Raw genomic sequence first — 25,766 nt, 5'->3', positions numbered from 1 at the left:
AGCGCCTATTAACCGACAAGCTCGTTGAACCTCATCACGGCCTCGGGCTGGAACTCGGTGATCTCGGCGAGATCGGGATTGAGCAGGTTCAGATCGGCGAGAGCGGGTGCACCGTCTGGTGTTCCGACGTCGTCGCGGACCGGCAGGTACTGCTGCTCGACGGCGATCTCCTGGCCGCGCGCGCTGACGAGGAAGTCGATGTACTTCTTCGCTGCTTCCTGGTTCTGCGAATCCTTGAAGATTCCGGCGGGCTGAGAGATGTACGGGACACCGTCGGTGGGGTATTCGAGGGCGATCGGTGAACCCTTGGCGGCCAGCTCGCGCACCAGGTAGTCGACCACGATGCCGATGGGCTGCGTGCCAGCGGCGACGGCCTGTCCGACGGGCCCGTTGCTCTCGGCCACCACGGGTTCGTTGGCTGCCAATCCTTCGAGCCACTCCTGGCCGAGCGAGTCCTCGCTGAGCCAGACGGCGGTGTTGTAGGCCGCTGCTCCCGAGACGTCTGGGTTGGGAAGGGTGATCTGCCCGCGGTACTGCGGGTCTGCGAGAGCGGCCCAGGTAGTCGGCGGTTCGGTGACGGCGCCCGTGTTGTAGGCGATGACGGTGGGAATGATGCGGGTGCCGACGTAGTAGCCGTCGGGGTCGACGATGTCGGCGTTCAATGCCTCGACATCGGCCGGCGTGTACTGCACCAGCAGGTTCTCGCCCTTGTAGCCCTCGAAAGTGGGCGCGTCGGCGGCGAGGAGGACATCGGCGCCGATACTGCCGGTCTGACGCTCGGATGCAATGCGTGCGTTGAGATCTCCGGTGCCGGCGCGATACACCTGAACGTCGATGTCCGGGTTGGCTGCAGTGAACTCGGCATTGAGTGCGTCGATCTTGGCCTGCGGCTCGGAGGTATAGACCGTCAAGGTCCCCGCGCCTGACTGATCGTCGGGTGCAGCGGTGGGTTCGGCCGGTTCGGAGCACGCGCTGAGCGCCGCGATCACGGCAACAGCACCGATGAGTGGGCGACTTCGGCGGAAGATAGTCAACATTTTCTCCTGATAGAGCGACGGAGTCGTGATCCTCGCCGCCCGAAAAGACAGTCTTCGGACTCGTCGGGATACGTCGAGCATCCGGAGTGTGAACGTCCGCCTTCAGGCTGTGGTGGCCAGTGCCGCAGCGAGTCCGAAGGCGGCGGCGAGAAGGCATACGTGCAGTGCCGCGTGCACGGTCGATGCCTCTGCGCGGGTGCGGTGGGCGGTGGCAGCGACCAACCATCCCGCCCGCAACTTTCGTGCCAGCAGGACCAGGAGGATCAGTGCCACGGTTTTCGCCAGCACGATGCGCCCGTAGCCGGAGTCGATCAACGCACCGAACCCACCGACCTTGACGGCGGCGTTCACGGTGCCGCTCACCGCAAGAATCCACACCGACCACCAGGCCAGCCGCGAGTACACCGGCAGCGCCGACGCCCACGCCCCTCGGGCGCGCAGCGTCAGCGCCATCGCGGCCAGCACGCCCAGCCACACCGCGGCGGCGATCGTGTGGACGGCGATGAACAGCGACCCGAACAGTTGCTGCGACATGTGTCCGGTGATGGGCCGTGCCACGAGCGCAACGACGGCAGCGACCACGACGGGAACTGCCGCGAGGTCCGAGTCGGTGCGATACGCGTACAGGCAGTACAGGCACGCTGCCGTCGTGCACAGCACCGTCACCACACCTAGCTGGCCGACGGTGATGCCGGTGAGGTACGAACCGAAGGCGGACGCCGGCAGCGCGCCGATATCGCTCCCGAAGGTCTCGGTGGCCGCGGCCACGACGAGCGCCACCTCGGCAACCGTCCATGCGCCCGCGACGATCGCCGCCGTCCGGAAGATCCGGGGCCGGTTGCGGGCCGTGAACAGCTCGGTTCGAAGCAGCGCGAGACCGAGCGTCGTCGCGCCCAGGCAGTCGGCGAGGACACGCAGCACCGACGACGGATCAGGACCGTCGGGGTGGGCCAGCAGCCAGGCCGCTCCCACCCCGGCGACGCCCGAGGCGCCGGCGACCAGTGCCCACCACCGGCGAAACACGGTCGGCTACGCGTCTTTCGGCTTGCGCAGGGTGAAAGCGAGGCCGCCGGCGAACACCACACCGCCCCCGACGAGGAACGGCCACAGCGGAATCCCGCCGTCACCGTCACCCGAATCCGCGTCCGAAGCTGCCACCGTATCGCCACTGGCCGTTGCGGCGGCCGCCTCACCGGGCATGCCCGCGCCCGCCTGGGTAAGCGTGAATCCGACAGTTCCGCTGATGGGATGCCCGTCCGCGGACGTCACCCGGTAAGCGATGGTGTAATCCCCGGCGGGGCCGAGTTCCCGAACGTCGACGACGACGGACTGCCCCTCGACCCGCGGATCGCCCTCGGACCACATGTTGCCGTCGGGACCGACGACGTTCAGAGTGGCGAACTGCGATTGCGGGACTTCGTTGAACGAGATGGACACCTGTTCCGGTCCCTGCGCGAGCTGGGACCCATCGGCCGGATCGGAGCCGGTGACGAACGAGTGCGCCGAGGCCGTCGGCGTCCCCAGTGCAAACGCCAACACGGCAAGCGAGGCGAGAATCAGCTTCTTCATGAGCGGCGTCCACGGACTGTCGCGCCGATACCCAGCGCGGCGCCGAGCGCGCCGAGGACGAGCGCAACGCCGGCGACCCAGAGGGCGGTGTTGTCGGATCCTTCGTCGGTGGCCACGGCTATGACCTCGAGGTCTTCGTTGGAACGACCGTGAGGTGGGTCCGCGGCCGCGGCGAGCGTCAGAGCGGGTGCGGGCCGCTCGGGCTCGCTGCCGTCGGTGGGTTCCTCATCCCATGCGACCACTTCACCGTCGGTGTAGGTCTGGGTGGCGGGCAAGCTCACCGAGTCATCTTCCGGAAGCGGTCCGGCCGAGAGCAGAAACTGCTGGAACTGGCCGGGGAGCACCTCGGCACCGGGCTCGGCGGTCCAGGTCACCGCAGTGGCCAGCCCCTCACTGTCCCGGTCGACGGTGGAGGTCCATCCTGGGATGGGTTGTGTACGTGCCGCTTTGAGACCCGGGAGTTCTACCTTCACAGACGAGGTCGCGGCGGTCTCGGATTCGGTGGGCACGCGGAAGGTCATGACGGTGTAACCGCCTTGGGCGGCGTCGGGGGCAACGACGGTCACGTGCGCTGCGGCCGCGCCGGTGCCGACGGCGAGGGCCAGCGATGTGGTGCCTGCGAGGATCGAGGCACGACGGATCAAGTTGTTCATGGATGTTGGTTCTTTCTCGAAAGTGGTGTGTGCAAACGGCTCAGGCCGATGCAGGTGGGCCACGTCTCGAGATGGATGTCGTGAACGAAAGCGGCGCGAGGTAGATGGGCCGGTCGATGGTGACGAGGCGGATCGGGGAGACCGGAAGCGTCAGCGGTGGATGCAGGACGGCGCGGATGATCGAGGTGATCGGGCCGTAGAGCTGTTCGGCGACGCAGATCAGTGCGGCCGCAGCGACCGACGCCGCGAGGTGCAGCACCAACATCGGCGTACTCGGCACCACCGAATGCGCTTGCACCGCCTCGTGTGGGACGGCCGATGCGTCGGAAACAGCGACGGCGAGCGCGAGGTGCCCGGCGAACTGTCCGAACACGAGCCCGCCGAGAACCGTCGTCAGCGCGGCACGTCCCGAACTCGGACTGGGCAGCATCGACACCGCGCCGACGCCGATTCCGACGATCATCAGAAATGTCAGTGCCGATCCCGACGGATACGCCCCACCCGCGGTGCCGTGGGCGGCCACGGCGAGCGCGACGGTCAGTGCGCCGACAGCTCCGCCGCGGAGGGAGGCGGCGGGCGAGGTCATGACGGCAGCGAGGAGCTAGCGGATGCCGAGCCGTGCGAGCAGGTCCGCTTCGATTCCGTCGAGTTCGGCCGAGATGGCATGGTGCGCAGCCTTGCGGCGGGCTGCCGGCATCAGCTCCGCGGTCTGCACCGCAGTGCTGAGATCGGACAGGCGCTGGGAGATGGCGTCGGCGAACTTGCCGGTCTCGGCATCGGAATTGGACGCGGTGACTCGGGCGAGGGACTTCTCGGCGGCGGCGATGCGCGCGCTGAGCTTCGCGCCGTGCCCGGTGAACTCACCGAGCTCGGCGGGGCTGACGCCGAGCTTGGCTGCCTTGCGCTCGTCGAGGTGTCCACGCAGAACCGTCGCGCCGCGATAGAAGATGGGCGTCAGAACTGGGATCAGGACGCGCGCAATACCGATGTACTTGCGAACCTGCGCCGCCGAGAAACCGCCCTGCGAGGCGGCCTTCTGCTGTGCCCGGAGCGTCGCTACCTGGGCCTTCTCGACATTTTTCTGCGATTTGGCTTCGACTGCATTGAGCTTGCGCTGGGACTTCGCGATGGCCGCGAGCTGCTTGCGCTCGTTCTTCGCACCGAGCCTGGCCTCGAGGCCGGCTTTGTGCTTGAGAGCTTTGGCCTCTGCCTTTCGAGTGGCACGACCTTTGCGCTTGCGGAACAACCCCATCGACAAGGCCCCTTACATCAGCTTCGGCGGTTCGGCGCGGCGTTCGCGCTGGCTCGGTCACAGCCTATCCGTTCGCGCGGGTGGGTCGCATCGGGCATGTCGGTGGGGGGACATAGGCTCGAGCTGTGAAGAGTCAGCCCATGCCGGCGAACGGGTCGGTGAGATCGGCACCGCCGGTGTTCATCGATTCCGGACCTCTGACGCGCTGCCGACACCGGCTGTACCTCGATACCGCGTACTCCTCGCTGCAGCGACTCGAACCGGAGAACCCGGGGGTACGGCAGCGTCGAGAAGCCGCGCAGGCGCACCGCGAGGCAATCCGCGCCGTGCTGGCCGCAGGTCTCGAGGGCTGGACCCAGATCGAGGCCTCCGATGCGCGCACGGCCGCCGAACGGACGATGGCGGCCTGCCGCCGCGGCGCGCAGTGGATCTGGAACGCGGTCCTCCCCGCCGAGCGAGATACTGGACGCCGCGGTCGCAGTGAGCTGCTGATGCGCGACCCCGCCGGAGTCGGCTACATCCCCATCATCGTGGTCAACCACAAGGTCACCGATCCAGGCCGCGGGGCCGTCACCACCTCGTTCGACCACTGGGCGCCCACCGTCGACGAGTCGCGCAAGGTTCGTAGCCAACTTCGTGATCAATTGCGGCTCGCGCATCTGCACCGGATGCTCGAGTTCGAGGGCTTGGCGTCGCCGAGCGCGCTGGGCGGAGTCATCGGATTCCGCGCCGAGTGCATCCTCGTACACGACCTGAGCACCGTGTTCGCCGAGTACGACACTCGCTTCGAAGACCGCCTCGCGGTGGCCCGCGGCGAGAAATTCACCGTGCCATCACAGGTCAGCGAATGCAGATCGTGTTCGTGGTGGACCGACTGCCGCCCGCAACTGGCCGCCAACCGCGACGTCTCGCTGGTGGCGTCGGGAATGCGGGCGGAGGTACTGCGCGAGAACGGCGTCTACACCGTCGACGAACTCGCCGAGTTCACTGGACCCGTGCCGGAGGACTGGCCGTTCGGCAGCTTCGACGACGCCGTGGCCGCTGCAATGGCGTGGCAGTCCGGTGTCCCCCTGCTGCGCCGCACCGAGAAGGTCACCGTCCGCCGCGCCGACATCGAGGTCGACGTGGACATGGAGTCGTACCAGGATCACGGCGCGTATCTGTGGGGCACGCTGCTGACCGAGGCTGGGGGACCGCCTCCGGTGTACCGCGGGTTCGTCACCTGGGACCCGCTGCCGACGGTGGACGAGGGTCGATCGTTCGCCGAGTTCTGGCGTTGGCTGATGGGAAAGCGAGCCGAGGCCGCCGCAACGGGCAGAACCTTTGCCGCGTACTGCTATTCACGCCAGGCAGAGGACAAATGGCTGCTCGACTCGGCGCGACGCTTCGCCGATATACCCGGAGTGCCGTCGGAGGCGGAGATCCGCGAGTTCATCGACAGCGAGCAGTGGGTGGACATCTACCAGGCCGTCAGCGATCAGTTCATCTGTCCCAACGGCAAAGGGCTCAAGAAGATCGCCCCCGTCGCCGGCTTCGAGTGGCGTGATGACGAAGCCGGCGGTGAGGCATCGATGGGCTGGTACCGCGACGCAGTCGGATACGACGCCGAGCCCGACCACTCCCAGCGTCAGCGACTGCTGATCTACAACGAGGACGACGTGCAGGCCACCAAGGTGTTGCGCGAATGGATGAGCGACCGCGCAGAATCCGAGATCCCCACCCTCGCGTCCTTGCGCGTGCACTTGCCCGGCTGAGCCGAAAAGCTACCGCGGTGCCATCCGGATCGCGCCGTCCATACGGATGGTTTCGCCGTTGAGGTAGTCGTGCTCGGCGATCATCTGCACCAGCTGGGCGTACTCGGTCGGCTGCGCGAGGCGCGAGGGGAACGGAACGCTCGCCTCGAGCCCCTTGCGGTACTCCTCGGTTACTCCGGCGAGCATGGGGGTGTCGACGATGCCGGGGGCGATGGTGTTGACGCGGATGCCCGCCTGCGCCAGGTCGCGTGCTGCGGTGATGGTCATCGCGTGCACGCCGCCCTTCGACGCGGTGTACGCGATCTGGCCGATCTGTCCCTCGAATGCCGCAACCGATGCGGTGTTGATGACGACGCCGCGCTGACCGGCGTCATCGACGGTTTCCAGCGACTGCATGCGGTTGGCCGCCAGGCGCATGACGTTGAACGTGCCGAGCAGGTTGATGGTGATGACCGTGCGGAAGAGTTCGAGGTCGTGCGGACCCCTTTTGGACAGGATTCGACCTGCCCAACCGACGCCTGCGCAGTTGACGACGATACGCAGCGGCACCCCGGCCTCGGCGATCTTGTCGAGCGCGGCCTCGACTTCTTCCTCGCTGGTGACGTCTGCGGCGATCAGCGTCACGCCCTCGGGGACGCTGTCACCCGCGCGTTCGATGGACTGTGCGAGGTCGAGTCCGAAGACGGTGGCTCCCGCGTCGGCGAGGCGCTTGGCCGTCGCTGCACCGAGGCCCGACGCCCCTCCTGTGACCAATGCTGCTGTTCCCGAAATCTCCACGGTTGTGCACTCCTTCATGGTCGGCGGCCGGTGTGGCCGAACTCGCCTTGCACCATAACTGTGCGGTGATTCGGGGGCGTACGGGGATGTGTCGGAGGCGACACCCACCTCACACAGGCCGACCGTCGTGGCCGTACTCGACCCGGTAGGTGTTCGCGGCGTCGACCAGCATGGTGGCCAGGAGGGGACGGCCCGGCGGGAGCAGACGCACCGTCGCCGACCCGGTGGAGATGGTGTCGAGTCGATCCGCAGCCGAGTCCGCCAGTGTCGTTCGTACGTGCGCGTCCAGTTCGACGTCACCGCGGTCATCCAGCATGACCACCTGCACCCCGCGGCTTCGAGCCGAGCGCGCGGCACGCGCGAGGCGGGCGGTCAACAGGCCTCGGGCGCGCAGGGAGTCGCGGAGGTCGGCTTCGAGGAGTTCGCAGACGAGCAGCTCACTCTGGTCGAGTTCGGGACCGTCGGCGATTCGCCCCAGCAGAGGCCGAGCTTGTTCGTCGAGGCGGCGCAGTTGAGCGTCGCGCTCGTCGAGAGCGGCCGACGCAGCTGCCGCGGCTGCGACGCGAAGAGTCGACTGCTCTCGGAGTTGAAAGATGGATCTGCCGAGCGGGCGGATGGTGAAGGCGAAGAATGTGGCCATCAGTAAGGGGGCGACGTTGATGGTGGACAACGACAGACCGTAGGCGAGATTCTGATTGGCGGCTGCCCACAGGATGGTTACCCCGAGCATGAGCGTCAAACCGAACCATGCAAACCAGGTGCGGCCGCGTACGCACATGAAGGTGTAGATCGCGACGGAAGCGCCGAGCGGCCATGTCTGCAATGTGCTCGTCACCGGTGTAGGGATAGCCGAATACACCAGTGCGCAGCTGATCGGCCCCACTGCGAGCAAAGCCAGCGTCGTCGTCATCGGCAGGGGATCACCCGGTGCCGCAATCAGGGTGAATGCACCGCTCACGCAGACGAGCACTGCGAGCAGGATCGGCCACGTGTTGCTCGTTCCCTCGAGAGTGGACAAGGCGCTCACCGTCAATGCGAACGCGTAGAACGCCACCACCGCATATGCAGCGCGAGAACGCATCCCGAGCAGATCGCGGACATCCTGAATGTGGTTCATCCGAATGCTGCTGTGCGGGGAACATCCGACGCGCACCAGGTGAGATGCACGGTGGTCCCCTGTCCCGGAATCGAATCGATCCGAGAGGCGCCCCCTGGCAGTTGCCGGAGTCGGCCCTCGATGCTGACCGCGACTCCGAGTCGGTGCGGCGGGACGGAGGCCCGGTCGAACCCGACTCCGTCATCGGTGACCGTGGCCTGCAGAATGCCCGGTTGCGTCCGGACGGTGACGGAGCGGTTCGACGGCCCAGCATGGCGGAGGCTGTTGCGCATCGCCTCTGCCAATGCCGCACCGATGGCACGGACAGCGTCGGCGGGATACGTCTGCGGCTCAACGTTGGAGGTCGACGTTTGCGATATCGACTCGATATGGACGATGACTGATTCGTCGACGTCGTTTGCTGTAGCGCGCAATTGGGCGATGGCCTCGTCGGCATCGACGAAAGTCGGCGCGGAATGCGTTCGGAGCGAGTCGAGTTGCCGCAGGGTGAGCCGAGCCTGGTTGACCACGCTCGGCGATCTTCCCTGCCGCGCCACCGACAGCAGTGAGGACATGACTCCGTCGTGAGTGAGTGCATCGAACCGCTCTCGCTCGACCGCTCGCGCGGCCGCCGCTGCGGACCGTGCCGCCTGTGCCTGCGTTCGAGTGATGGTGGCGTCGAGAATCCGTGCGGTTCGCAAGGCGGCAAGTGTCGCCGCGACGAAGATGGTGCAGAACATCATGCCGAAGACGATGTCGGCGAACAGCGGTGTGGTCACGAACGGTTCGCGTAGCACGTAGTTGATCGATTGCGCCGCGATCACGCCGACAGTCATGTGAACGAAGACCAGCACCGGTGGCCACACGCTGGCGGCGGCCAAGGACGCCAAGCCGGGGAAGGTGCTCAAATACACGCCCTGTACGTCGAACAGCGTTTGATCCCAGGCCAGCCACCAACCGAGCACACACAGCAGGTAGGTCACCGCCGCGATGCTTCCGGCCATGCGGATCGCACGGATGCTCCCCGAGAAGGAGGACAGGCCGAACAGCAGGCCCGTACCGAATACGGCGATCACGCAGAACCAGTTCCACCAGGTCGGCGTCAGAAATGCGGTGCGTCGGATCTCCGGCAGGAGGATCAGAAAGTACGCGACATAACCGGTGCCGACGAACCGAGCGAACATCTTCACCAGTCGTTCGAGCGACCTGCGTTCTTCGCCGTCTGCGGCCGTGTCGACGATCGGTGCAGCAGCCTTGGTTACCACGGACATGCCATTTCCTCCGCATCTATGCCGAGGAGTGTAGGTGGAACTTCAGCTGTCCTTCAAAGCCTTCAGTCGTTCGAATGACGCCTCGTGACGTGTCCGGCGACGGCGGAATGCGGTCGCGCCGGACCATGTCGCGATGGACAGCGCCAGAACAACTCCCGCAGCGATCAGCGGTGCGGGGGTGCCGGGGGCGATGCCCTCGAAGAACAGCATCGCGCCGAAGACGAAGAACAGCGCAGCCGCGGAGTACTGAATCGTCCGTTCCGGCAGATGTTTACCGAGGACGGCGCCCACGACGATAGCGAGGGCGTCGGCGGCAACCATGCCTACCGTCGACCCGATCCATACACCGACCCAGTCGTTGTCGGTGGCGAGGGTGACCGTCGCGAGCATGGTCTTGTCGCCGAGTTCGGCGAGGAAGAACGCCGACGCAATGGCCAGGAAGGCCGACCGGGTGATTTTCGACGCCTTGGCGCCCTCGTCCTCGGAGAGGGAGTCGCCGCGCAGGGTCCACAACCCGAATACGACGAACGCGATACCGCCGACGATCGAGATGGCCGCAGTCGGTATCGACAGACCGAGGAAGTGGCCGACGGCGACGGAGACGAGGTGCACGATGGTGGTGGCGACGGTGATGCCACCGATGACGACGTACCAGCGGTACCGGAGTGCGAACGTCATCGCCATGAGCTGCGACTTGTCACCGAGTTCGGCGACGAAGATGACAGCGAAGCTGAGCAACAGGGCAGAAAGCACGGGCGGGGACTCCTCGGTCGACTACATGACCGAAGGTCTCGCCCACCGCTTCGTCTGCTTCGTGAGCAAGACGGACGGTTCACCGTGCCGGGCTACACCTTTCGGCGTCGGCCAGTATGTCGACACAGCAATTGCGGGCTACTCCCCTTCGCTGGCGCCAACACTATGGTGCGGGGGCCGAATTGTCCATCGGGACAATAAGTTTGGCTTCCCGAAGTCTCGACTGCGGGAACGGTTCACGACGCGAGGAGCATTGCCAAAACTGCGGTGTCGGGATCGCTGATCGGATCGAGACCCACCCTGCTTCGCATGGCCGTGACGGTGCCGTCGGATTCGGCTTCGACCCAGGCGGCGCGGTGTTCGAGGCCCAGATGCGGCAAACCCGGAAGCAGCACGCAGCCCGAGGCCGCGCCTGCGCACTCGGGCAGCGACGGCGTGGTCTCCGAGGGCGGATGGAGCATCAACAGCGCCGACGGTTGGTGCTGGGCATACCGGCCGGGTGTGACGGCCGTCTCACCGACTACCGGTCCGTCGGCGAGGACGAGACCCACCACGCCGGGCTCCGGGTCGTCGGGAAGCTCCTCGCGTACGCCGAACACCGTGGAGGTGGCGAGCAAACCGGGCATCGACGCGACCTGCACGGCGAGCGCCAGGAACTGAGCCCACTCCTTGGTGGTATCCGGCCAGCGACCCGACACGACGAAGCCGCGCAGCAATCCTGCGGCATGGAAAGGGGAAATACCGATGAGTTTGCGCTCGTTCATCTCACAGCTCCCTTGGGTGATTCGGCCAGGGGTGATACCCGGTTACACCACGTTGGGTACGGCAAGCATGAATGAGGACGGGCTGGCACACAAGAGAGTGCGAGTGCCAGTTGACGCTCCCCCCCTAGACGCATGAATGGACCATTGCAACCGTCTAGCCGTTGCAATGGCCCATTCATGCCGAAAACCGGCGGAACCGCCGAAAACCGGCGGAAAACTACGGGAAAATCAGACCCGGGGTCTTCGACGTCGCTGCTTCGAAGCGTGCCTGGACATCGGCCCAGTTCACTACGTTCCAGAAAGCCTTGACGTAGTCGGCCTTGACGTTCTTGTACTGCAGGTAGAACGCGTGCTCCCACATGTCGACCTGGAGCAGCGGGATGATGCCGAGTGGCACGTTGGCCTGCTGATCGTAGAGCTGGAAGGTGAGCAGCTTCTTGCCCAGCGAGTCGTAGCCGAGCACTGCCCAGCCCGATCCCTGCAGGCCATTGGCGGCTGCGGTGAACTGCGCACGGAACTTGTCGAACGAGCCGAACTGGTCGTCGATTGCTGCGCTGAGTTCGCCTTCGGGCTTGTCGCCACCGTTGGGCGAGAGGTTCTTCCACCAGATGGAGTGGTTGACGTGTCCGCCGAGGTGGAACGCGAGGTTCTTCTCGAACAGGAAGATCGAACCGTGATCGTCGTTTTCGCGAGCCGCTGCGAGCTTCTCGAGTGCGGTGTTGGCGCCGGCGACGTACGCTGCGTGGTGCTTCGAGTGGTGCAATTCGTTGATCTCGCCCGAGATGTGAGGCTCGAGAGCGGAGTAATCGAAATCAAGGTCGGGCAGGGTGTACTCGGACACGTGGTTCCCTTCATCTTCTCGACGCCGCGCTCACCGTGAATTCGAAGGCGCGCACGTCCTACTGTGGATCTTTCGTAGGGCTCAACCCAATCCCATATCTACCCTCAGTGCAACAGTTGTAATCGAGATCCATTCCGTTCGATCGATTCCGGACAATTCCGACAACCTGCGTAGGTAACGGACAGGTCACGGCAAGGTCCCACAATTCGTCCAGCAGGTGAACGGGCAACTACCATGGCCCGGTGTCCCCTTTGCGCAGATCGGGCGAGCAAGCCGACTCACCTTCTGCGATGAGTGCTGTCTACGCACCGCGAGTCGAACTCGCGGGTGCAAATCTGTTGCGATTCATCGCGGTTCTGGCCGTATTGTACTCCCACATCTCCTTTTATCTGATCGACGACCGAGGCGACGGCTGGTGGATGCTCGACTTTGGATACTGGCTCTTCGTCCAGGTCATCGGCGTGAACCATCATCTCTCGTTCGTCGGTGTCGCGGTATTCATGCTTCTCACCGGTCTGCTCGTCACCCGGTCTGCGATGCGCCAGTCACGACGAGATTTCACCGTCAGTCGGCTCTCGCGACTGATTCCTGCGCTGTGGGTGGCCATCGCGCTCGCGATTATTCTGGTGCGGCTGGGCATCAACGGAATGTTCGGCCCGCAGGACGGAGTTTCGAACTTCGAGGCCGTGCTCAGCTTCTTCCTCGGCGGATTCTTCCTGAAGCCCCAAGTCGCAGTCCTCGGCGTCACCTGGACCCTGGCTGTGCAGTTGATGTTCTACCTCTACTGCGTCGCCGCCCGTGACGTACTCCGCTCGCGGCCCATTCTGGTGCCGATCATAGGCGCGGCGCTGTGCAGCGTCGTGCTCCTCTACAACGCGCTCGTGCCCGACCCGTGGACGATCCCGATGCTGTCGAAGATCGCCGCGACGCTGCCGACGCTTTTTCTGGGACAGATCATCTACCTGAGCTGGAGCAAGATCGTCGGCTGGCGCTCGATCCTCGTGGCAGTGCTCGCCCAGGCCGTCGTGGTGCAGCTGGCCACCGAGGTCGGCGCCTACTGGGCGGGCGGCCGGTACTTGTGGACCATCATCGTCGTCGCCGCGATGGTTCTGCTCCTCGGACGGTACGACGGACGGGCCGCGCACTGGTCGATCATCCGCTGGACGGGCACCCGTAGCTACGCGATCTATCTCCTGCACACGCTGATCCTGTACCGCGTTTTCCAGTTCGTTGTTCCCTACACGGGACCGACCGGCGCCGTCATCGCGTTCGTTGCCGTCACCGCCGTGGCGTCGGAAATCCTCTACCGGTGGGTGGAGACGCCGGCCGCCCGGTGGCTCAATGGACGCTTCCGCAGCCGCACGCACGTAGCGCAGTCGAGCGCCCACTAGGAACACCCGACCGCACAGCTGCGGCCTCAGAGCTGCGGCATGACCTCGGACGCGACGAGCTCGAGATGATCGAGATCGGCCAGGTCGAGCGTCTGCAAGTACACGCGTGAGGCGCCCAGTTCGCCGAACCGGCCGATCTTGTCGACCAGCTCGGCCGGGCTCCCCGCCGCCCCGTTTTCACGCAACTCCGATACCTCACGTCCGATCTTCGATGCCCGTCGGGCAATCTCCTCTTCGCTTTTGCCGCAGCACAGCACGAGTGCGTTGCTGTAGAGCAGGGACTTCGGATCGCGGCCGGCCTCGGATGCGGCGTCGCGCACGCGGTCGAACTGAACCCTGGTCTCCTCGAGCGAGGAGAACGGGATGTTGAACTCGTCCGCGTACTTCGCGGCCAGGGCGGGCGTGCGCTTCTTGCCCTTCCCGCCGATCAGGATCGGCGGACGCGGCGACTGAACCGGTTTGGGCAGCGCCGGCGAATCGGTGATCGGATAGTGCTTGCCGTCGAACGAGAATGTCTCACCCGACGGGGTTTCCCACAGGCCGGTGATGATGGCCAACGATTCTTCGAGCCTGTCGAACCGCTCACCGAGTGGCGGGAAGGGAATGCCGTACGCCCTGTGCTCCTCCTCGAACCAGCCCGCACCGAGTCCGAGATCCACTCGGCCACCGCTCATCGCGTCGACCTGCGCCACGCTGATCGCGAGCGGGCCCGGGTAGCGAAAGGTCGCCGACGTGACGAGGGTGCCGAGGCGGATGGACGAGGTTTCCCGGGCGATGCCGGCGAGAGTGATCCACGCGTCGGTCGGTCCGGGAAGCCCGTCGGAGTTCATGGCGAGGTAATGATCCGAACGGTAGAACGCGCCGAACCCCAGCATTTCTGCAGACTGCGCCACCCGAAGAAGGTCGTCGTAGGTGGCGCCCTGCTGAGGTTCGGTGAAGACACGAAGCTCGATGCCGGCGGATTCCGCGCTGGAAGATATAACCATGATTCGAGTGTAGGAGCGCCGAAACCTGTGGATAAAACCGGCGATTGTCCGAATTCTGTGGATCGGCCTGTGGATACTGTGGATAACCCACCCGGGTTATCCACAACTCGCGAGGTTTGCGGGTGGCAGCCCGAGCAGGGTGCGTGACAAGATCGTGCACGTGTCTGCTCCGGATCTGCCCGCTGTGCCCGCTGTGCCCGCTGCCGAGCTTCCCGCCGATCTGAGCGGGTCGATACTGCTCGACGTTCGCGAGGATGAAGAATGGCGTCACGGCCACGCCCCGGGCGCCCTGCACATCCCGATGAGCGAAGTGCCTTCGCGAGTGGGTGAAATCGAGCCGGACGCGTCGACGTACGTCGTATGTGGGGTGGGCGCACGGTCGGCACGGGTCGTGCAATACCTGACCCAGATCGGCTACGAAGCCGTCAACGTCGATGGCGGAATGCACGCGTGGGTCGCCGCCGGTCGCCCGCTGGTGCGCGAGGACGGCACCGAGGCGAGAATCGTCTAGTGGCCGCTTTCCAGGTTTGTGCGCGATGCGCGACGCGGTGGCCCGTCGGGACACGCCCAGCGGTGTGGTGCCCGCGTTGTCACGGAGTGCTGCTCTCACCGGTTTCCGCGCAGGCCCCGGCCCGAGGTAGACGGAACTTCAAGTGGGTAGCGCGCAAGCCCAAGAGCAAGAACCCCCAACGCACACCTGTGCGGACTGCCCGGCAGGTCGCCACGCCCAAATACGATCAGATCCCGCGCTGGGGTCTGACAGACCGCCGGGTGGACACCGCCGACGAACCTGAAACTCGGGTCGAGCGCTGGTCCGACGCGGCCTCCGGGCTCCTCATGCTCACCGCCGCCCTGCTCGGTGTCGCGGTCGTGGCCGAGGGGCTGCGGTACGCGATTCTGCTGTACAACCGCACACGACTGGTGAGCCCGAGCACGCTCGTCATCTCCGATGCACTCGTTCTCTTCTCGCAGGTCGCCTCCATCGTCATCGGCGTCGCTGCCGCGGTGGCGTCGGGATGCTGGCTGGTGACGAGGCGTCGCGCCGTGTTCGAGCGGGCCGGGCAGCGCGATCCCCGCAGCGTGCGGTCGCTGCTGATCGGGTGCCTCGTCCCCGTCCTGTCGCTGGTCTTGCCCGGGGTGTACCTCACCGAGCTGGTCGAGCGGAAGAACGGCCCGGATCGAGATCGACTGCTGTTGCTCGTGCGGCTCTGGTGGGCGATGTGGGTCGTCGATTGGATTCTCATGTTGCTCGTATCGATCTGGCGGACGCGAGATTCCTTGCAGGCGCGTGCCGACGGTGTGTTGTTGGCGGCGTTGCTGTGCCTCGTGGCCGCCGGCGTTGCGTTGCTGACGATCTACCTCATGCGCAGCGTCGACGAACTTCGATGGCGCGGCGGCAGACGGCCGGATCCCACGCGCTGGGTCGTTGCCGTTCCCCGCAGCCGCAACACCGAGCGCCCCGATGCCGACATCGAGACCGACACCGAGTCCGGCGTCGAGCACGAGAAAGCGTCGACGTCGTGAGCGATCGTCGTCGCCCGTTCGTCGTCGCCCACCGCGGCGCCTCCGAGGAAAAGAAGGAACACACCCTCGTCGCGTTCGACCACGCACTCCAGCAGGGAGCCGACGCCCTCGAGTGTGACGTGCGGATCACCCGGGACGGGCACATCGTGTGCGTACACGACCGTCGAGTCGACAGAACTTCCACTGGAACCGGTCTGGTCAGCGGACTGTCCTACGAGACGCTCAAGACCTTCGATTACGGCGCCGAAGGCGAACCCGCCGAAGTCCTGCTCCTGTCCGACCTGATCAAGCTGGTCTTGGACTGGACGAGCAAACCGGTGAAACTGTTCATCGAGACCAAGCACCCGGTCCGCTACGGCTCTCTCGTCGAGAACAAGGTGCTGGCCGAGTTGCATCGCTACGGATTGGCGCAGCCCGCGTCCGCGGCCCACTCGCGTGCGGTGATCATGTCGTTCGCACCGACCGCGGTGTGGCGGGTCCGTCGGATGGCGCCGCTGCTCCCCACTGTGCTGCTCGGCGACGCCTCTCGCTACCTCGGCGGGGGCGCCGCGACGGCGGTCGGCGCGACCGCGGTGGGGCCGTCGATCAAGTCGCTACGCGAGCGCCCGTGGATCGTGGACAGGGCCGCGGCGTCGGGACGCGCGACGTACTGCTGGACCGTCGACGAGAAAGCCGACGTCGAGCTGTGTCTGGAGTTGGGCGTGGGATGGATCGCCACCAACAACCCCGGACGAACACGGGCCTGGCTCGACCAGGGGGCGGAACCCGCGGAGTGACCCAGGGAGCGGGTCAACGTGTAGGTTTCGGGCGTGGGTAAGAGCAAAAGAAACAGTGGTCCGAAGCAGGACAGCAACCGAGCAGCGAAGCTCGCGCAGCGAGAAGCGGAGCGTGAGAGCCTGCAGGCCGCGCCTGCCCGCCCGTTCCAGAATGTCGCCGCGGAATGCGACCTGGTCGCGATGCGTGAGTTCGTTCCGTCCGCGACCGCCCCGGTTGTGGTGGACGGTCGACCGGTCACGTTGGCGACGGTTCTCCCGGGCGCCGTCGCAGCGTTGGTGCGCGAGGAGGACGGTGCTGCCCGCGGCTTCGCGGGTCTACAGGTGCAGGTGCATTCGCCGAATGTCGCTGCCGATCTGTCCAGTGCGTTGGCCTGGGCGTCGATCGCTCAGCCCGGTGAATCGCTCGAGTCGGCAGTACCGGACGGCAACACCCCAGCGCTGCGCGATGTGCTGGATCCGACGGAGCAGCTGACGATCACAGTCCACCAGGACTTCAACTGGTGGCTGCCGAAGAACGCTGAACCGGCTCCTGATGTGGCTGCCACCGTCGAGCGCGCCAATCAGGCGATCATGCCGTCGGCGCGGCTCGAAGGCGAGGGACTGGTCGCGGCTTGGTGGGTCGATGCGGGCGACAAGGCGCACCTGCGTTGGGTTCGTCCCGAGAGCGAGGACGATCTGATGCTCGCACTGGCGCGGTTGCACGCTGCCGGCGATCTGACTCTGGGGGAGGGTTCGCGGTACGCGGGCTCGTTCCGGACTCACGGACTGCTCGTGCCGGTGTTCGACCTCGATTCCGAGATGCACCCGACCGAATGGGCTGCTCCGGCAACGAAGTTCGGGAAGAAGCTCGCTGAGGCTTTGGCTGTGGATGCGCCACTGACCTCGGAGCAGCGGCGTTCACGCGACGGCTTGCGCGGCCGTCAAGTCACCCTGCGGTAGACGGCTTCGCCGCATGTGCGTGGAAGTACATAGCGGGCTATGTATTTCCACGCACATGCGTAGCGCCTTTAGACCGAGCCGCCCGCAGCCTGGGGCGCGCCGGTGCCGACGACGGCGACGTCGTTCATCTCACGCGCGACGAACTCCTCGAGATCGAACAGGTTGTGGCCCGCACGGTCCGCGACGTTGAGTAGCGTCCGCATCTTGGCGACCTCTTCGACCTGTTCCTTGATGAACCACTGCATGAACTGCTCGCCCACGTAGTCGCCCTCTTCACGCGCGGTGCTCGCGAGATTGACGACCTGCTCGGTGACGGTCTCCTCCTGGGCCAGCGCCAGGGCAATCGGCTCGCGTGCATCGGTGAAGACGGTCTTCGCGCCGTCGACTCCGTTGAGCTCGACAGTGATGTCGCGGTCCAGGAAGTACTGGACGATCATCATCGCGTGGTTGCGCTCTTCGACGGCCTGAGCGTAGAAGTGTTTGGCGAGCTGCGGGAGATCGACATTGGCGAAATACACGGCGGTCGCGATGTACTGGTGCGACGCGTTGAACTCGTTGCGAATTTGATCGCGGAGAAGTGCATGGAATTTCGAGTGTGCGGTTTCTTTGATGTCAGAACTCATGTGGACGAGATTATGCTGGTCAGAGGCTGTTGTCATCCAAGTCGAACCTTATTGAGGTCAACATTGCCTAAATAGGACGCCCCTAACTATTGACTCCGACCAGTCGAATAGGAATACTCCGCCGACTCACGGACCTGCAGTTCGGAGTTCCTCCGGTATCTGCCGATCCTCGGCTACCGCGGCGAAGAACTGCGACGCGCGGTTCGAATCCCATACCACCACGTTGCCCACGTCGGTGTTCTCGAAGCCCGCAATCGGCACCGTCGTCGTCACCAGATCTCCGCGCATCGCCCAGGCCAAACCGCCGAGATTCCAGATGTGGTCGCCCTCGTCCACGCTGAGCGAACCGGCGGTGTCCTTGGCGAGCGGCCACAGCCGAAACGGGTTGAGGAACGTGCTCGGGCTGGTGGCCTTCGCGAGCAGGGCGGACATGAACTGCCGCTGATTGTTCATACGATCGAGATCGGCAAGTGCGGTCGCGCGAGTGCGCACGAATCCCAGCGACTCCGAGCCGGTCAGTTCCTGGCACCCGGCGGGAAGGTCGATCCCGGCGAGTGGATCGGAGATCGCATTGTCCAAGCAGACTTCGACGCCACCGATCGCGTCGACGATGCCGGCGAAGCCGCCGAACCCGATCTCGGCATAGTGATCGATCCGGACGCCTGTTGCCCCCTCGACGGTCTGCACCAGCAGCGAGGGTCCGCCGATGGCGAACGAGGCATTGAGTTTGTCCTGCCCGAAACCGGGAACGGAGACGTACGAGTCGCGCGGCAAGCTCACCATCGTCGTCGCCCCACCGTCCTCGGGGATGTGAATGAGGATGACAGTGTCGGTGCGGCTGGGACCGGTCTCGCCGCCGGTCGCCAATTCCGCTTCCTGCTCCGGCGTCATACCGGCGCGCGAATCCGATCCGACGAGCAGCCAGTTGGTTCCGGGCGTGTCCCCGATGCGGCCGTCGTAGTCGCTCAGTGCGTCGACGCGGGTCAATGAACTGTCGACGAAATAAACGAGTCCGCCGAAAACCAACAGCAGCGCCAGAAATATCAGGCCGAATCGTCGACCCCATCGGCGCTTCTTCGCCGCACGTGGCGGCCTGGCGGGTTCCGGGCGTCGGCGCTGCCGTTCCGGAGTAGCAGGTGGCGGTGTTCGGCGCGGGGGAGGTCCGGGCTCGGTATAGGGCTGCGGAGTCTGACGCGGTGCGTACTGGCTGCGCGGGTCCTGCGGCCTCGGGACGTTGCCTCTCGGGACGTTGCCTCTCGGGACGTTGCCTCGGGAGACGCTGCCCGGCTCCGGTGCGCTGGACCAGGCCGGCCCGCCGGCAGCCGGGCCACCGGGGCGACCGTCGCGTCGAATGATCTGGGTGCCCTCTGGACGCTGGGGAGGTGGCCGATTGGCGGGCGGGGGCCGATACCCCGGAGGCGGCGCGGGACGGTTGCCCGGGTTCTGGCCACGAAAAGGGGGCTGGTCGTAGGGAGGGCGCTGGCCCTGACGCGGGGGTGGATTGCGCGGGGGTGGATTACGCGGGGGCTGACCGGGAGGCGGCCGGTAGCCGGGGGGCGGGCCCTGCGCGGGCCGACCCCGATTCGGCTTGGCGTCGTCCGCAGGTCCGTCGTTCACGGGTCGACTGTACCCAAGCTCGCGTCTACGGCAGCCACGCAAGATGGTCGCGTAAGACGGTGTAACCCACGAAAGCGACGATGTCGATCAGTGCGTGCGCGATGAGTAGCGGCCACAGCCGGTTCGTTCGCTGCCAGAAACGGCCGAACACCAGCCCCATCAGCATGTTGCCGACGCCCCCGCCCAGCCCCTGGTAGAGGTGGTACGAACCGCGCAGCAGCGCCGAGGCCAGGAGCGAGGAATTCTCGCCGACGCCGAGGCGACGCAGGCGCGAGATGAGGTACGCGACGACGAGTATTTCCTCCGCGGCCGAGTTCGCGAACGCATAAGCGACCAGCGTCGGGATACGCCACCAGTTCTCGTCGATGGCACTGGGAACGACCGTCAGATTGAAGCCCAGGGCATTGCCGACGAGATACAGCGCCAGGCCCGGCAGGCCGATCAGTGCGGCGAGCCCGAAGCCTTGCAGCAGATCCGTTCGAGCTCGCGGTCTGGCGAGCCCGATGAGACGAGGCCCGAGGCCTGACCGCCAGAGAAGGTAGAGCCCGAGCGCACCGAACGCGCACAGGCGGAGGATGCGAAGGACCTGGTAAAGCAGGTCGATGATGCCGAGACTCGAACTCGAGGTATTGATCGCGACGGTTTGGTCGGACAAGCTCCCGGCGAGCAACGCATCCTCGATGAGCGAGAGGATGCTGCTGGCTCCGTTGAAGCCGAATGTGAGGAGCAGGACGATCGCGATCTCGATCTTGATGGCACGGCGCTCACCCGGCTCGAGGGGCGGCCCGGCGTCGTGCTTCGGCGGGTTGAGCCAGCTCTTCACATCGATCACGAATACGAGTATGCATTCGCGCGGCGTGTGGCCTCTTTCAGTGTCGCGCGCGCAGCCCGTTGAGGAACGGGCATCCGGCCAGTATCCGCAGTGCGCGGCTCAGAGCCATCGTGTCGTCCACCGGTTCCGCGAAGCCGAGGCGGACGTCGTTGTCGCCGTGATCGCTCTCGATGCGCAACCGAATGCCGTAGCGGTCGATGCCCAGCGGACGGATTCGTCCCTGACGCAGCGAGGGGGGAAGGCGTCGGGCGAGTTGGTTCACCAGGTCGCCGTGATCCTCGTCGAGGTGCTGGAGCCAGCTGGTTTCCATTTCCCAGAACGGGTCGGGTTGGGCGGCGAGCAGGTCGTCCACCGCTACCGGTTCGGCTCCGGTGCTGTCGGCGACGACGGCCGACGAGAGCAGGAGTCGGAGCAGGATCGTGCTGTGACCGACGTCCAGCAGTGCAGAATGCGGGTGCTCCGACGCGACGGCTCCCGCCATCGGCCGCATCAGGGATTGGGGAACGGGACGCAGATCGCCGCGTAGCCATACCAGTGAGCGGACCGGCTCGCGCAGGCTCAGCGGTGCATGATCGGTCAGTTCGAGCACGGCCGGAACGCCGACGCGCGGCGACTGCCACGCAATGGCGCCCATCGCGGAGTCTTCCGGGACCGCAATGATGACCTCGCCGTTGGAGCGGAGGTGGTGCAGAGCAGTGACGACGGGTTCGCTGCCCTCGATCGCCAACGCTGCACTCTCCGCTCGCGCGCAGGCGCTGCGGACTCTTTCTGCGGTGGACGGTCCGGTCGTCGTGGCGCCGATCATGGGCTCCTCCGATGCGCTAGCAGGTAGGTGAGGCAAACCTAAGTTAAATGAGATTTGGGTGCATCGCAAGTGATCGGCGTGAATCCGTTCCGTCTACCGTGTGACGAGTGTCGATTCCCCTCACCCTGGGCGTGCCCCAGCGGCCCGATCCGCAGGCGCTGATCGCAGGCCTCCTGATGCAGAGATGCCACTCCGCCGACGAGGTCAGCGCGCGAGCGACCGGGCTCACGTCCGGCCCGCCGGTGGTCGCCGCCTCGGTGTTGAGGGACCTGCCGTCGGGCATCGACCTGGGCCGCGTCGTTGTCGAACTCGACATCGATCCCGACGAGTTGCGAACCCATCACGGCGGAACGTACGAGAGCGTGCGCTATCACCTCGACGCAGACTCGGACACACTCGCCGAGGCCATTGCGCTACGTGTGCCGTCGCCGCTGGTGATCTTCGCCGAATGGACGGACGCCTCGGCGCTCGACACCGTCACCACGATCGTCGAGGCCCATCGCACGCCTGGCTTCGCGGCGTCCGCGCCTGCCCGCCGGATCGCGGACATCCTCGCCGTCGTCGCACACGCCGATGTCGGATTCACCGCGCGCGCCGAGTCCGGCCAGCAGGTGCTCGAGATCCTCGCCGCCACCGTCGCTGCCCTGCGCGGCGACGACATCGGTGCGGCACTGGCCGCACCCGACCTGTCGGCACTGACGAGGCTGCGCCCCGAAGCTGCCGAAGCCGTGCGCAGCGTGCTCCTAGGGATAGAGATCGACGACGCGGCCACCGCCCACCGCGATCTCGTCGACGCCGGTTTGGTTTCCGCAGACCCGGTGAAGCCGTAATCTGAAAATCGTGCCCAGAATCGCGTATTTCGGTCCATCGGGAACCTTCACCGAGATGGCGCTCGGTCAATTCGAGACCAGCGGCACCCTGGCCGAGCTGGGATTCACCGGCGACATCTCCAGAATTCCGTTCGGCAGCCCACCGGCGACCCTCGAAGCGGTGCGCAGCGGAGACGTCGACGCAGCGGTGGTGCCCATCGAAAGCTCCGTGGAGGGCTCGGTTCCCCCGACTCTCGACGCGCTCGGCGTCGGAACGAGGTTGCAGATACTGGCCGAGACCGAAGTGGACGTCGCGTTCTCGGTTCTCGGCGCGCACGGCGTCACGCTGAAAGACGTCCGCACCATCCGCGCGTATCCCATCGCGGCAGCCCAGGTACGTCTGTGGTTGGAAAACAACCTGCCCGACGCCGAGGTTCAGTTCGCCTCGTCCAACGCGGCCGCCGCCGAGGACGTCGTAGCCGGTCTCGCCGATGCGGCAGTTTCGACCCCGCTGGCAGGTGAGTTGATGAAACTCCCGACGCTCGCAGGTGGCGTCGCCGATGTCGGAAACGCCCGAACACGATTCGTGCTCGTCGGTTCGCCGCGCCCCGCTCCACCGCGGACGGGTGCGGACCGCACGGCACTGATCCTGATGCCGGACCATCGCCCCGGCGCTCTGCAGGAGGCGCTCGCGGAATTCGGGCTGCGCGATATCGACCTCACCCGCATCGAATCGAGGCCCACGCGCACAGAATTCGGAACCTACTGGTTCCACGTGGACTGCATCGGACACATCGACGACGCCGCGGTCGCCGAGGCGCTCGGGGCGTTGCACCGCAAGATGGCACTACGGTTCCTCGGGTCGTGGCCCGTCGCCGCGGGAACAGGACGCCGCCCTCCGTCGTTGGACGAGCAGACCGAATGGCTCGCTCGACTCCGCGACGGAAAGGGGGACTGATGACGGGAAGGCTCGTACTCGTCCGCCACGGACAGACCTTTGCCAATGTGGACAAGATCCTCGACACGCAGCTCCCCGGTGCCGCGTTGACGGACAACGGCCACAACCAGGCGCGACGCTTCGGCGCTGCGATCCTCGAGACGCCACCGAGCATTCTCGTGACCTCGCCCGCACTGAGGGCCGTGCAGACGGCCGAGAATATCGCCGCGATCACCGGAGTCGAGCCGCAGCTACGCGAGGGAATCCACGAAGCGCAGGCAGGCGAATGGGAAGGCCGAAGCGACGACGACGCTCACAAGGCCTTCACCGAGATCTACGGGCGGTGGCACGGGGGCGATCTCGATGTCCGAGTGCCTGGGGGTGACAGCGGGCGCTCCATACTGGATCGCTATGTGCCCGTACTGGATTCGCTCCGCAATTCGCACCTGACTGATCCCGACGGCCCCGATGTCGTGGTGGTCAGCCATGGCGCCGCCATCCGGTTGGTCGCCGCGGTCCTCGGCGGGGTCGACGGCACATTCGCTGCCGACAATCATCTCGACAACACACAGACCGTCGCGCTCGAGCCAACCGCCGGTGGAGGGTGGGTGTGCGTCCGATGGGGCACGTTGCTGGCCCCGTTCGACGGCAAGGGCAGCCGGACCGCGGACAACCCGATCAGCTAACGACCGGCGCGGTTCACCAACTCCGTCAGCGCTCGGATAACCGTGGCATCGCTCCCCGCGGACAGCGTCGTCCACCGCAGACCGTCCGATGCAGCGCTCGACGTCGCCAGAAGCCGGCCACGCCCAGTGTCGAAGAAGGCAACGGGATGTGCGCCGGCGATTCGCCTTCCGTCCTCGACGGTCACCGAGGTGATCTCCGCGTGCGCCGAGCAGGTGCTCATCGCTGACGCCACATCCTGCGCCGTGCGTTCGTCGATGCCGACCTGCGTCAACCGTTGCGCGGTGGAGTGCACGTCGGCGGGGGATGCGTCGAGCGCCTCGGCGAGCAGGTCCGTCGGCGCGCTGATGCTGGGATGTGCGCACCCGTGACCTCTGCCGAGTGAGTTCAGCAGGGCCTGCGCCGGGTCGCCGACAGCGCCGCGCATCAGTAGGCCGGCGCCGCGACGAACAGCGAGGACTGTGCCCGCATCGGTCGTCGCCAGACAGATCCTGGTGATCGCGCTGTCCTCGTCGTACGGGCGAGGAACCAGCCTGGCCGAGATGTACCAGCGGGGTTGCTCGAGGATGCGCAGCCATGCCTCGATGTCGGCATGAACCCGTCCGCCGTCCATCAACCCGTCCGCCGTCAGCCCGGTTCGGCCGCGCTCGAGTGCGGCGGCGCGCTGCTGCGGATCGTCGAATCGCGGGAAGACATCGAGAACCACCGGCATCTCGACGATATTCAAGGAATCGACGAGGAAATCGATCCGGTCTGCGTCGAGCTCGGCGGAGGCGAGAGTGTGGCCGGGCGGCTGGGTCCCCAAGTCGATCAACGATCGTTCCAGGTCGGGTCCGCACCGATCACCGATGGCGCCACGGTGCGGCCATCGGCGAAGTGCTCGAACTGTTTGAGGTAGCCGGGGGTCTCGTGTTCGTCCTCGTCCTGACCCATCTGTCCGGCCTGGCTGCCTCCGACGGGGACACCGCCGTGCGCGCCGCGGGCCGCGGCACCACCGTCGCTGCCGACGACTGCGGCTGTCCCGCCGACACGCTCGCCGCCGGAGCCGAACGCGTAGCCGGAGGACCCTGCTCCCGGACCCCCCAGCTTGCCCGATCCGCCCGCCATTCCTCCGAAGCCACCCGAACCCACCGCCGTACCCGCTGCCCCCGAAGCACCCGCGGACACCGCGCGAGTCGAGACTGCACCGGCCGAGGCCGGGTCCGCGCGGAAGGGCGTCGGGGAGGCATTCTGGCCGCCTCCACCCGAGTTCATCAACGTCGACGCCGCAGCGGTGCCGATGTTTGTCGCTGCCGAGGCAACCGTGGTGACGGAGGAACCGGCCACCGATCCGGCGGTACCGGCGAACTGCCCTGCAGCAGTGGCGACTCCCGGATGTTGCAGCGCGGCTCCGACGGCCGCGGCAGCGGCCTGCGCCGGCGACGTACGCGTACCGAAGCCGAAGATACTCGACTCCTCGTAGGAATCGGCGTCGGAAATTTTGCCGGCACTGCGGGAACTTCCGCTGCCGTCGTTCACGATCTCCGGCGGTCGATCGAACGAGATATCTATCGCCATCGGAGTGGTCGCCGCCTCGTACGCCTCCATCACCAGCGCCGCACGGACATCGAGCGCGCGATCGGCAACTTCGAGCGCCTCGGCACTGCCGTTGAGTGCGCCGCCCGACGAGTAGGCCGTCGCCTTCGCAGCCTTGACCGAGAAGATCTCCGCCGGATTCGGCATCACCAGCACGGCCGCGATGTACGCGGCCGACTCGCCTGCCGCGAGTGCGGAAATCTGTGCGGCCTTCGCCGAGGCGCTCTGGGTCCACCCGGAGAACCCGCCGAGGCGGGCCAGTGCCGCATTGGCGGCTTCACCCTCCCACCCGGCCGCAAGGACAGCCATCACACGGGCGATGGTGACCGAGGTATCGCTGTACGCGGCTGCGACCGAGGACCATGCCGCCGACGCGGTGGACAGGGGAGCAGCGCCCGCTCCCGCCAACAGCGACGTCGAGTTCACGGTTGCCATACGGGGCAGCCACACCACACCTGTGACTCCGAGTGTCATGTCGAAATACCTCTGCCGATCACGCTG

The 25,766-nt window shown here is 66.1% G+C and carries 28 protein-coding genes; 9 read left to right on the top strand and 19 right to left on the bottom strand.

Annotation, left to right across the window (positions count from 1 at the left end; genetic code table 11):
* Positions 1-8: 8 nt before the first annotated feature.
* From KVY23_RS06465 to KVY23_RS06440, 6 genes are all read right to left on the bottom strand, one after another.
* On the bottom strand, positions 9-1,037 hold the full coding sequence (locus KVY23_RS06465; RefSeq protein ID WP_230555770.1) for an ABC transporter substrate-binding protein: 1,029 nt from the start codon (positions 1,035-1,037) through the stop codon (positions 9-11).
* 102 nt (positions 1,038-1,139) lie between these two features.
* Positions 1,140-2,060 (bottom strand): CopD family protein, encoded by a 921-nt coding sequence (locus tag KVY23_RS06460; RefSeq protein WP_230555769.1) that lies wholly within the window; start codon positions 2,058-2,060, stop codon positions 1,140-1,142.
* A gap of 6 nt (positions 2,061-2,066) precedes the next feature.
* Complete coding sequence (locus KVY23_RS06455; RefSeq protein ID WP_230555768.1) at positions 2,067-2,606, bottom strand: copper resistance CopC family protein; 540 nt, start codon at positions 2,604-2,606, stop codon at positions 2,067-2,069.
* Positions 2,603-3,259, bottom strand: a complete 657-nt coding sequence (locus tag KVY23_RS06450; RefSeq protein WP_230555767.1) for a YcnI family protein — start codon at positions 3,257-3,259, stop codon at positions 2,603-2,605. Before KVY23_RS06450 ends, KVY23_RS06455 begins: the two co-directional genes overlap by 4 nt.
* 40 nt (positions 3,260-3,299) lie before the next feature.
* The gene (locus KVY23_RS06445) at positions 3,300-3,845 is read right to left on the bottom strand and encodes a hypothetical protein (protein WP_230555766.1); all 546 of its coding nucleotides are present in this window, start codon (positions 3,843-3,845) and stop codon (positions 3,300-3,302) included.
* Between the two features lie 15 nt (positions 3,846-3,860).
* Positions 3,861-4,511 carry a DUF6474 family protein gene (locus KVY23_RS06440; protein WP_075837694.1) on the bottom strand — a complete coding sequence of 217 codons (651 nt, stop codon included), beginning with the start codon at positions 4,509-4,511 and terminating at the stop codon, positions 3,861-3,863.
* Between the two features lie 140 nt (positions 4,512-4,651).
* Between KVY23_RS06440 and KVY23_RS06435 the strand changes: the two genes are divergently transcribed.
* Positions 4,652-6,265 (top strand): TM0106 family RecB-like putative nuclease, encoded by a 1,614-nt coding sequence (locus tag KVY23_RS06435; RefSeq protein WP_230555900.1) that lies wholly within the window; start codon positions 4,652-4,654, stop codon positions 6,263-6,265.
* A 9-nt stretch (positions 6,266-6,274) separates the two neighbouring features.
* Here KVY23_RS06435 and KVY23_RS06430 read toward each other — a convergent pair whose 3' ends face one another.
* From KVY23_RS06430 to KVY23_RS06405, 6 genes are all read right to left on the bottom strand, one after another.
* A complete protein-coding gene (locus tag KVY23_RS06430) occupies positions 6,275-7,042 on the bottom strand; it encodes an SDR family NAD(P)-dependent oxidoreductase (RefSeq protein WP_206508886.1) in 768 nt (255 codons plus the stop codon).
* 109 nt (positions 7,043-7,151) lie between these two features.
* On the bottom strand, positions 7,152-8,159 hold the full coding sequence (locus KVY23_RS06425) for a hypothetical protein (RefSeq protein ID WP_206508887.1): 1,008 nt from the start codon (positions 8,157-8,159) through the stop codon (positions 7,152-7,154).
* Complete coding sequence (locus KVY23_RS06420; protein ID WP_206508888.1) at positions 8,156-9,409, bottom strand: sensor histidine kinase; 1,254 nt, start codon at positions 9,407-9,409, stop codon at positions 8,156-8,158. The genes KVY23_RS06425 and KVY23_RS06420 overlap by 4 nt, the downstream gene beginning before the upstream one ends.
* Positions 9,410-9,451: 42 nt before the next feature.
* Positions 9,452-10,162: a TMEM165/GDT1 family protein gene (locus KVY23_RS06415; protein ID WP_075837693.1), complete on the bottom strand. Its 711-nt coding sequence runs from the start codon at positions 10,160-10,162 to the stop codon at positions 9,452-9,454.
* 236 nt (positions 10,163-10,398) lie between these two features.
* The gene (locus tag KVY23_RS06410) at positions 10,399-10,926 is read right to left on the bottom strand and encodes a peptidase (protein ID WP_206508889.1); all 528 of its coding nucleotides are present in this window, start codon (positions 10,924-10,926) and stop codon (positions 10,399-10,401) included.
* 217 nt (positions 10,927-11,143) lie between these two features.
* Positions 11,144-11,767 carry a superoxide dismutase gene (locus KVY23_RS06405; protein WP_206508890.1) on the bottom strand — a complete coding sequence of 208 codons (624 nt, stop codon included), beginning with the start codon at positions 11,765-11,767 and terminating at the stop codon, positions 11,144-11,146.
* Positions 11,768-12,057: 290 nt separating this feature from the next.
* On the opposite strand from KVY23_RS06405, the gene KVY23_RS06400 reads away from it, so the two are divergent.
* Positions 12,058-13,158, top strand: coding sequence for an acyltransferase (locus KVY23_RS06400; RefSeq protein WP_187346671.1), 1,101 nt, complete (start codon positions 12,058-12,060; stop codon positions 13,156-13,158).
* A 26-nt stretch (positions 13,159-13,184) separates the two neighbouring features.
* Here KVY23_RS06400 and KVY23_RS06395 read toward each other — a convergent pair whose 3' ends face one another.
* Positions 13,185-14,111, bottom strand: a complete 927-nt coding sequence (locus tag KVY23_RS06395) for an LLM class F420-dependent oxidoreductase (RefSeq protein WP_075837765.1) — start codon at positions 14,109-14,111, stop codon at positions 13,185-13,187.
* A 193-nt stretch (positions 14,112-14,304) separates the two neighbouring features.
* On the opposite strand from KVY23_RS06395, the gene KVY23_RS06390 reads away from it, so the two are divergent.
* From KVY23_RS06390 to KVY23_RS06375, 4 genes are all read left to right on the top strand, one after another.
* On the top strand, positions 14,305-14,655 hold the full coding sequence (locus KVY23_RS06390; protein WP_371829811.1) for a rhodanese-like domain-containing protein: 351 nt from the start codon (positions 14,305-14,307) through the stop codon (positions 14,653-14,655).
* Positions 14,656-14,741: 86 nt separating this feature from the next.
* Positions 14,742-15,668, top strand: coding sequence for a DUF4328 domain-containing protein (locus tag KVY23_RS06385; RefSeq protein WP_230555765.1), 927 nt, complete (start codon positions 14,742-14,744; stop codon positions 15,666-15,668).
* Positions 15,665-16,444: a glycerophosphodiester phosphodiesterase family protein gene (locus KVY23_RS06380; RefSeq protein WP_075837687.1), complete on the top strand. Its 780-nt coding sequence runs from the start codon at positions 15,665-15,667 to the stop codon at positions 16,442-16,444. Before KVY23_RS06385 ends, KVY23_RS06380 begins: the two co-directional genes overlap by 4 nt.
* Before the next feature lie 33 nt (positions 16,445-16,477).
* Positions 16,478-17,383 (top strand): DUF5926 family protein, encoded by a 906-nt coding sequence (locus KVY23_RS06375; RefSeq protein WP_075837686.1) that lies wholly within the window; start codon positions 16,478-16,480, stop codon positions 17,381-17,383.
* A 68-nt stretch (positions 17,384-17,451) separates the two neighbouring features.
* Here the strand turns inward: KVY23_RS06375 and KVY23_RS06370 are convergent, their stop codons facing one another.
* The 4 genes from KVY23_RS06370 to KVY23_RS06355 all read right to left on the bottom strand — a co-directional run bounded on the left by KVY23_RS06370 (position 17,452) and on the right by KVY23_RS06355 (position 21,260).
* The gene (locus tag KVY23_RS06370) at positions 17,452-18,006 is read right to left on the bottom strand and encodes a ferritin (protein ID WP_075837685.1); all 555 of its coding nucleotides are present in this window, start codon (positions 18,004-18,006) and stop codon (positions 17,452-17,454) included.
* Between the two features lie 126 nt (positions 18,007-18,132).
* Positions 18,133-19,362 (bottom strand): LCP family protein, encoded by a 1,230-nt coding sequence (locus KVY23_RS06365; protein ID WP_230555899.1) that lies wholly within the window; start codon positions 19,360-19,362, stop codon positions 18,133-18,135.
* Positions 19,363-19,648: 286 nt separating this feature from the next.
* Positions 19,649-20,455, bottom strand: coding sequence for a CPBP family intramembrane glutamic endopeptidase (locus KVY23_RS06360; RefSeq protein WP_374108692.1), 807 nt, complete (start codon positions 20,453-20,455; stop codon positions 19,649-19,651).
* A 37-nt stretch (positions 20,456-20,492) separates the two neighbouring features.
* Positions 20,493-21,260, bottom strand: a complete 768-nt coding sequence (locus KVY23_RS06355) for a DUF2470 domain-containing protein (protein ID WP_075837683.1) — start codon at positions 21,258-21,260, stop codon at positions 20,493-20,495.
* A gap of 107 nt (positions 21,261-21,367) precedes the next feature.
* On the opposite strand from KVY23_RS06355, the gene KVY23_RS06350 reads away from it, so the two are divergent.
* Genes KVY23_RS06350 through KVY23_RS06340 form a run of 3 tightly spaced genes read left to right on the top strand, consistent with a single transcriptional unit; the run spans position 21,368 to position 23,692 of the window.
* Positions 21,368-22,090: a hypothetical protein gene (locus KVY23_RS06350; RefSeq protein WP_230555764.1), complete on the top strand. Its 723-nt coding sequence runs from the start codon at positions 21,368-21,370 to the stop codon at positions 22,088-22,090.
* Between the two features lie 10 nt (positions 22,091-22,100).
* On the top strand, positions 22,101-23,027 hold the full coding sequence (gene pheA, locus KVY23_RS06345; protein ID WP_075837682.1) for a prephenate dehydratase: 927 nt from the start codon (positions 22,101-22,103) through the stop codon (positions 23,025-23,027).
* Positions 23,027-23,692, top strand: a complete 666-nt coding sequence (locus KVY23_RS06340; RefSeq protein WP_230555763.1) for a histidine phosphatase family protein — start codon at positions 23,027-23,029, stop codon at positions 23,690-23,692. The genes pheA and KVY23_RS06340 overlap by 1 nt, the downstream gene beginning before the upstream one ends.
* Here KVY23_RS06340 and KVY23_RS06335 read toward each other — a convergent pair.
* Both KVY23_RS06335 and KVY23_RS06330 read right to left on the bottom strand, forming a co-directional pair.
* Entirely contained in the window at positions 23,689-24,504 is an 816-nt protein-coding gene (locus KVY23_RS06335) for an ESX secretion-associated protein EspG (protein ID WP_230555762.1), read from the bottom strand. The genes KVY23_RS06340 and KVY23_RS06335 overlap by 4 nt on opposite strands.
* Positions 24,501-25,739 (bottom strand): PPE domain-containing protein, encoded by a 1,239-nt coding sequence (locus tag KVY23_RS06330; protein WP_230555761.1) that lies wholly within the window; start codon positions 25,737-25,739, stop codon positions 24,501-24,503. Before KVY23_RS06330 ends, KVY23_RS06335 begins: the two co-directional genes overlap by 4 nt.
* Between the last annotated feature and the right edge of the window lie 27 nt (positions 25,740-25,766).

Origin of the sequence: Rhodococcus sp. I2R (assembly GCF_020889545.1) — a bacterium.
Lineage (GTDB): Bacteria > Actinomycetota > Actinomycetes > Mycobacteriales > Mycobacteriaceae > Rhodococcoides.
The sequence above is the reverse complement of the archived record's forward strand: the minus strand, read 5'-3'. Positions and strand labels throughout refer to the sequence as shown.

What these genes read in the sequence shown, in the direction of transcription:
- KVY23_RS06465 (WP_230555770.1), bottom strand. Translation starts at nt 1,037, where the DNA reads ATGTTGACTATCTTCCGCCGAAGTCGCCCACTCATCGGTGCTGTTGCC.
- KVY23_RS06455 (WP_230555768.1), bottom strand. Translation starts at nt 2,606, where the DNA reads ATGAAGAAGCTGATTCTCGCCTCGCTTGCCGTGTTGGCGTTTGCACTG.
- KVY23_RS06450 (WP_230555767.1), bottom strand. Translation starts at nt 3,259, where the DNA reads ATGAACAACTTGATCCGTCGTGCCTCGATCCTCGCAGGCACCACATCG.
- KVY23_RS06445 (WP_230555766.1), bottom strand. Translation starts at nt 3,845, where the DNA reads ATGACCTCGCCCGCCGCCTCCCTCCGCGGCGGAGCTGTCGGCGCACTG.
- KVY23_RS06440 (WP_075837694.1), bottom strand. Translation starts at nt 4,511, where the DNA reads ATGGGGTTGTTCCGCAAGCGCAAAGGTCGTGCCACTCGAAAGGCAGAG.
- KVY23_RS06435 (WP_230555900.1), top strand. Translation starts at nt 4,652, where the DNA reads ATGCCGGCGAACGGGTCGGTGAGATCGGCACCGCCGGTGTTCATCGAT.
- KVY23_RS06425 (WP_206508887.1), bottom strand. Translation starts at nt 8,159, where the DNA reads ATGAACCACATTCAGGATGTCCGCGATCTGCTCGGGATGCGTTCTCGC.
- KVY23_RS06420 (WP_206508888.1), bottom strand. Translation starts at nt 9,409, where the DNA reads ATGTCCGTGGTAACCAAGGCTGCTGCACCGATCGTCGACACGGCCGCA.
- KVY23_RS06410 (WP_206508889.1), bottom strand. Translation starts at nt 10,926, where the DNA reads ATGAACGAGCGCAAACTCATCGGTATTTCCCCTTTCCATGCCGCAGGA.
- KVY23_RS06400 (WP_187346671.1), top strand. Translation starts at nt 12,058, where the DNA reads ATGAGTGCTGTCTACGCACCGCGAGTCGAACTCGCGGGTGCAAATCTG.
- KVY23_RS06370 (WP_075837685.1), bottom strand. Translation starts at nt 18,006, where the DNA reads ATGAGTTCTGACATCAAAGAAACCGCACACTCGAAATTCCATGCACTT.
- KVY23_RS06355 (WP_075837683.1), bottom strand. Translation starts at nt 21,260, where the DNA reads ATGATCGGCGCCACGACGACCGGACCGTCCACCGCAGAAAGAGTCCGC.
- KVY23_RS06340 (WP_230555763.1), top strand. Translation starts at nt 23,027, where the DNA reads ATGACGGGAAGGCTCGTACTCGTCCGCCACGGACAGACCTTTGCCAAT.
- KVY23_RS06330 (WP_230555761.1), bottom strand. Translation starts at nt 25,739, where the DNA reads ATGACACTCGGAGTCACAGGTGTGGTGTGGCTGCCCCGTATGGCAACC.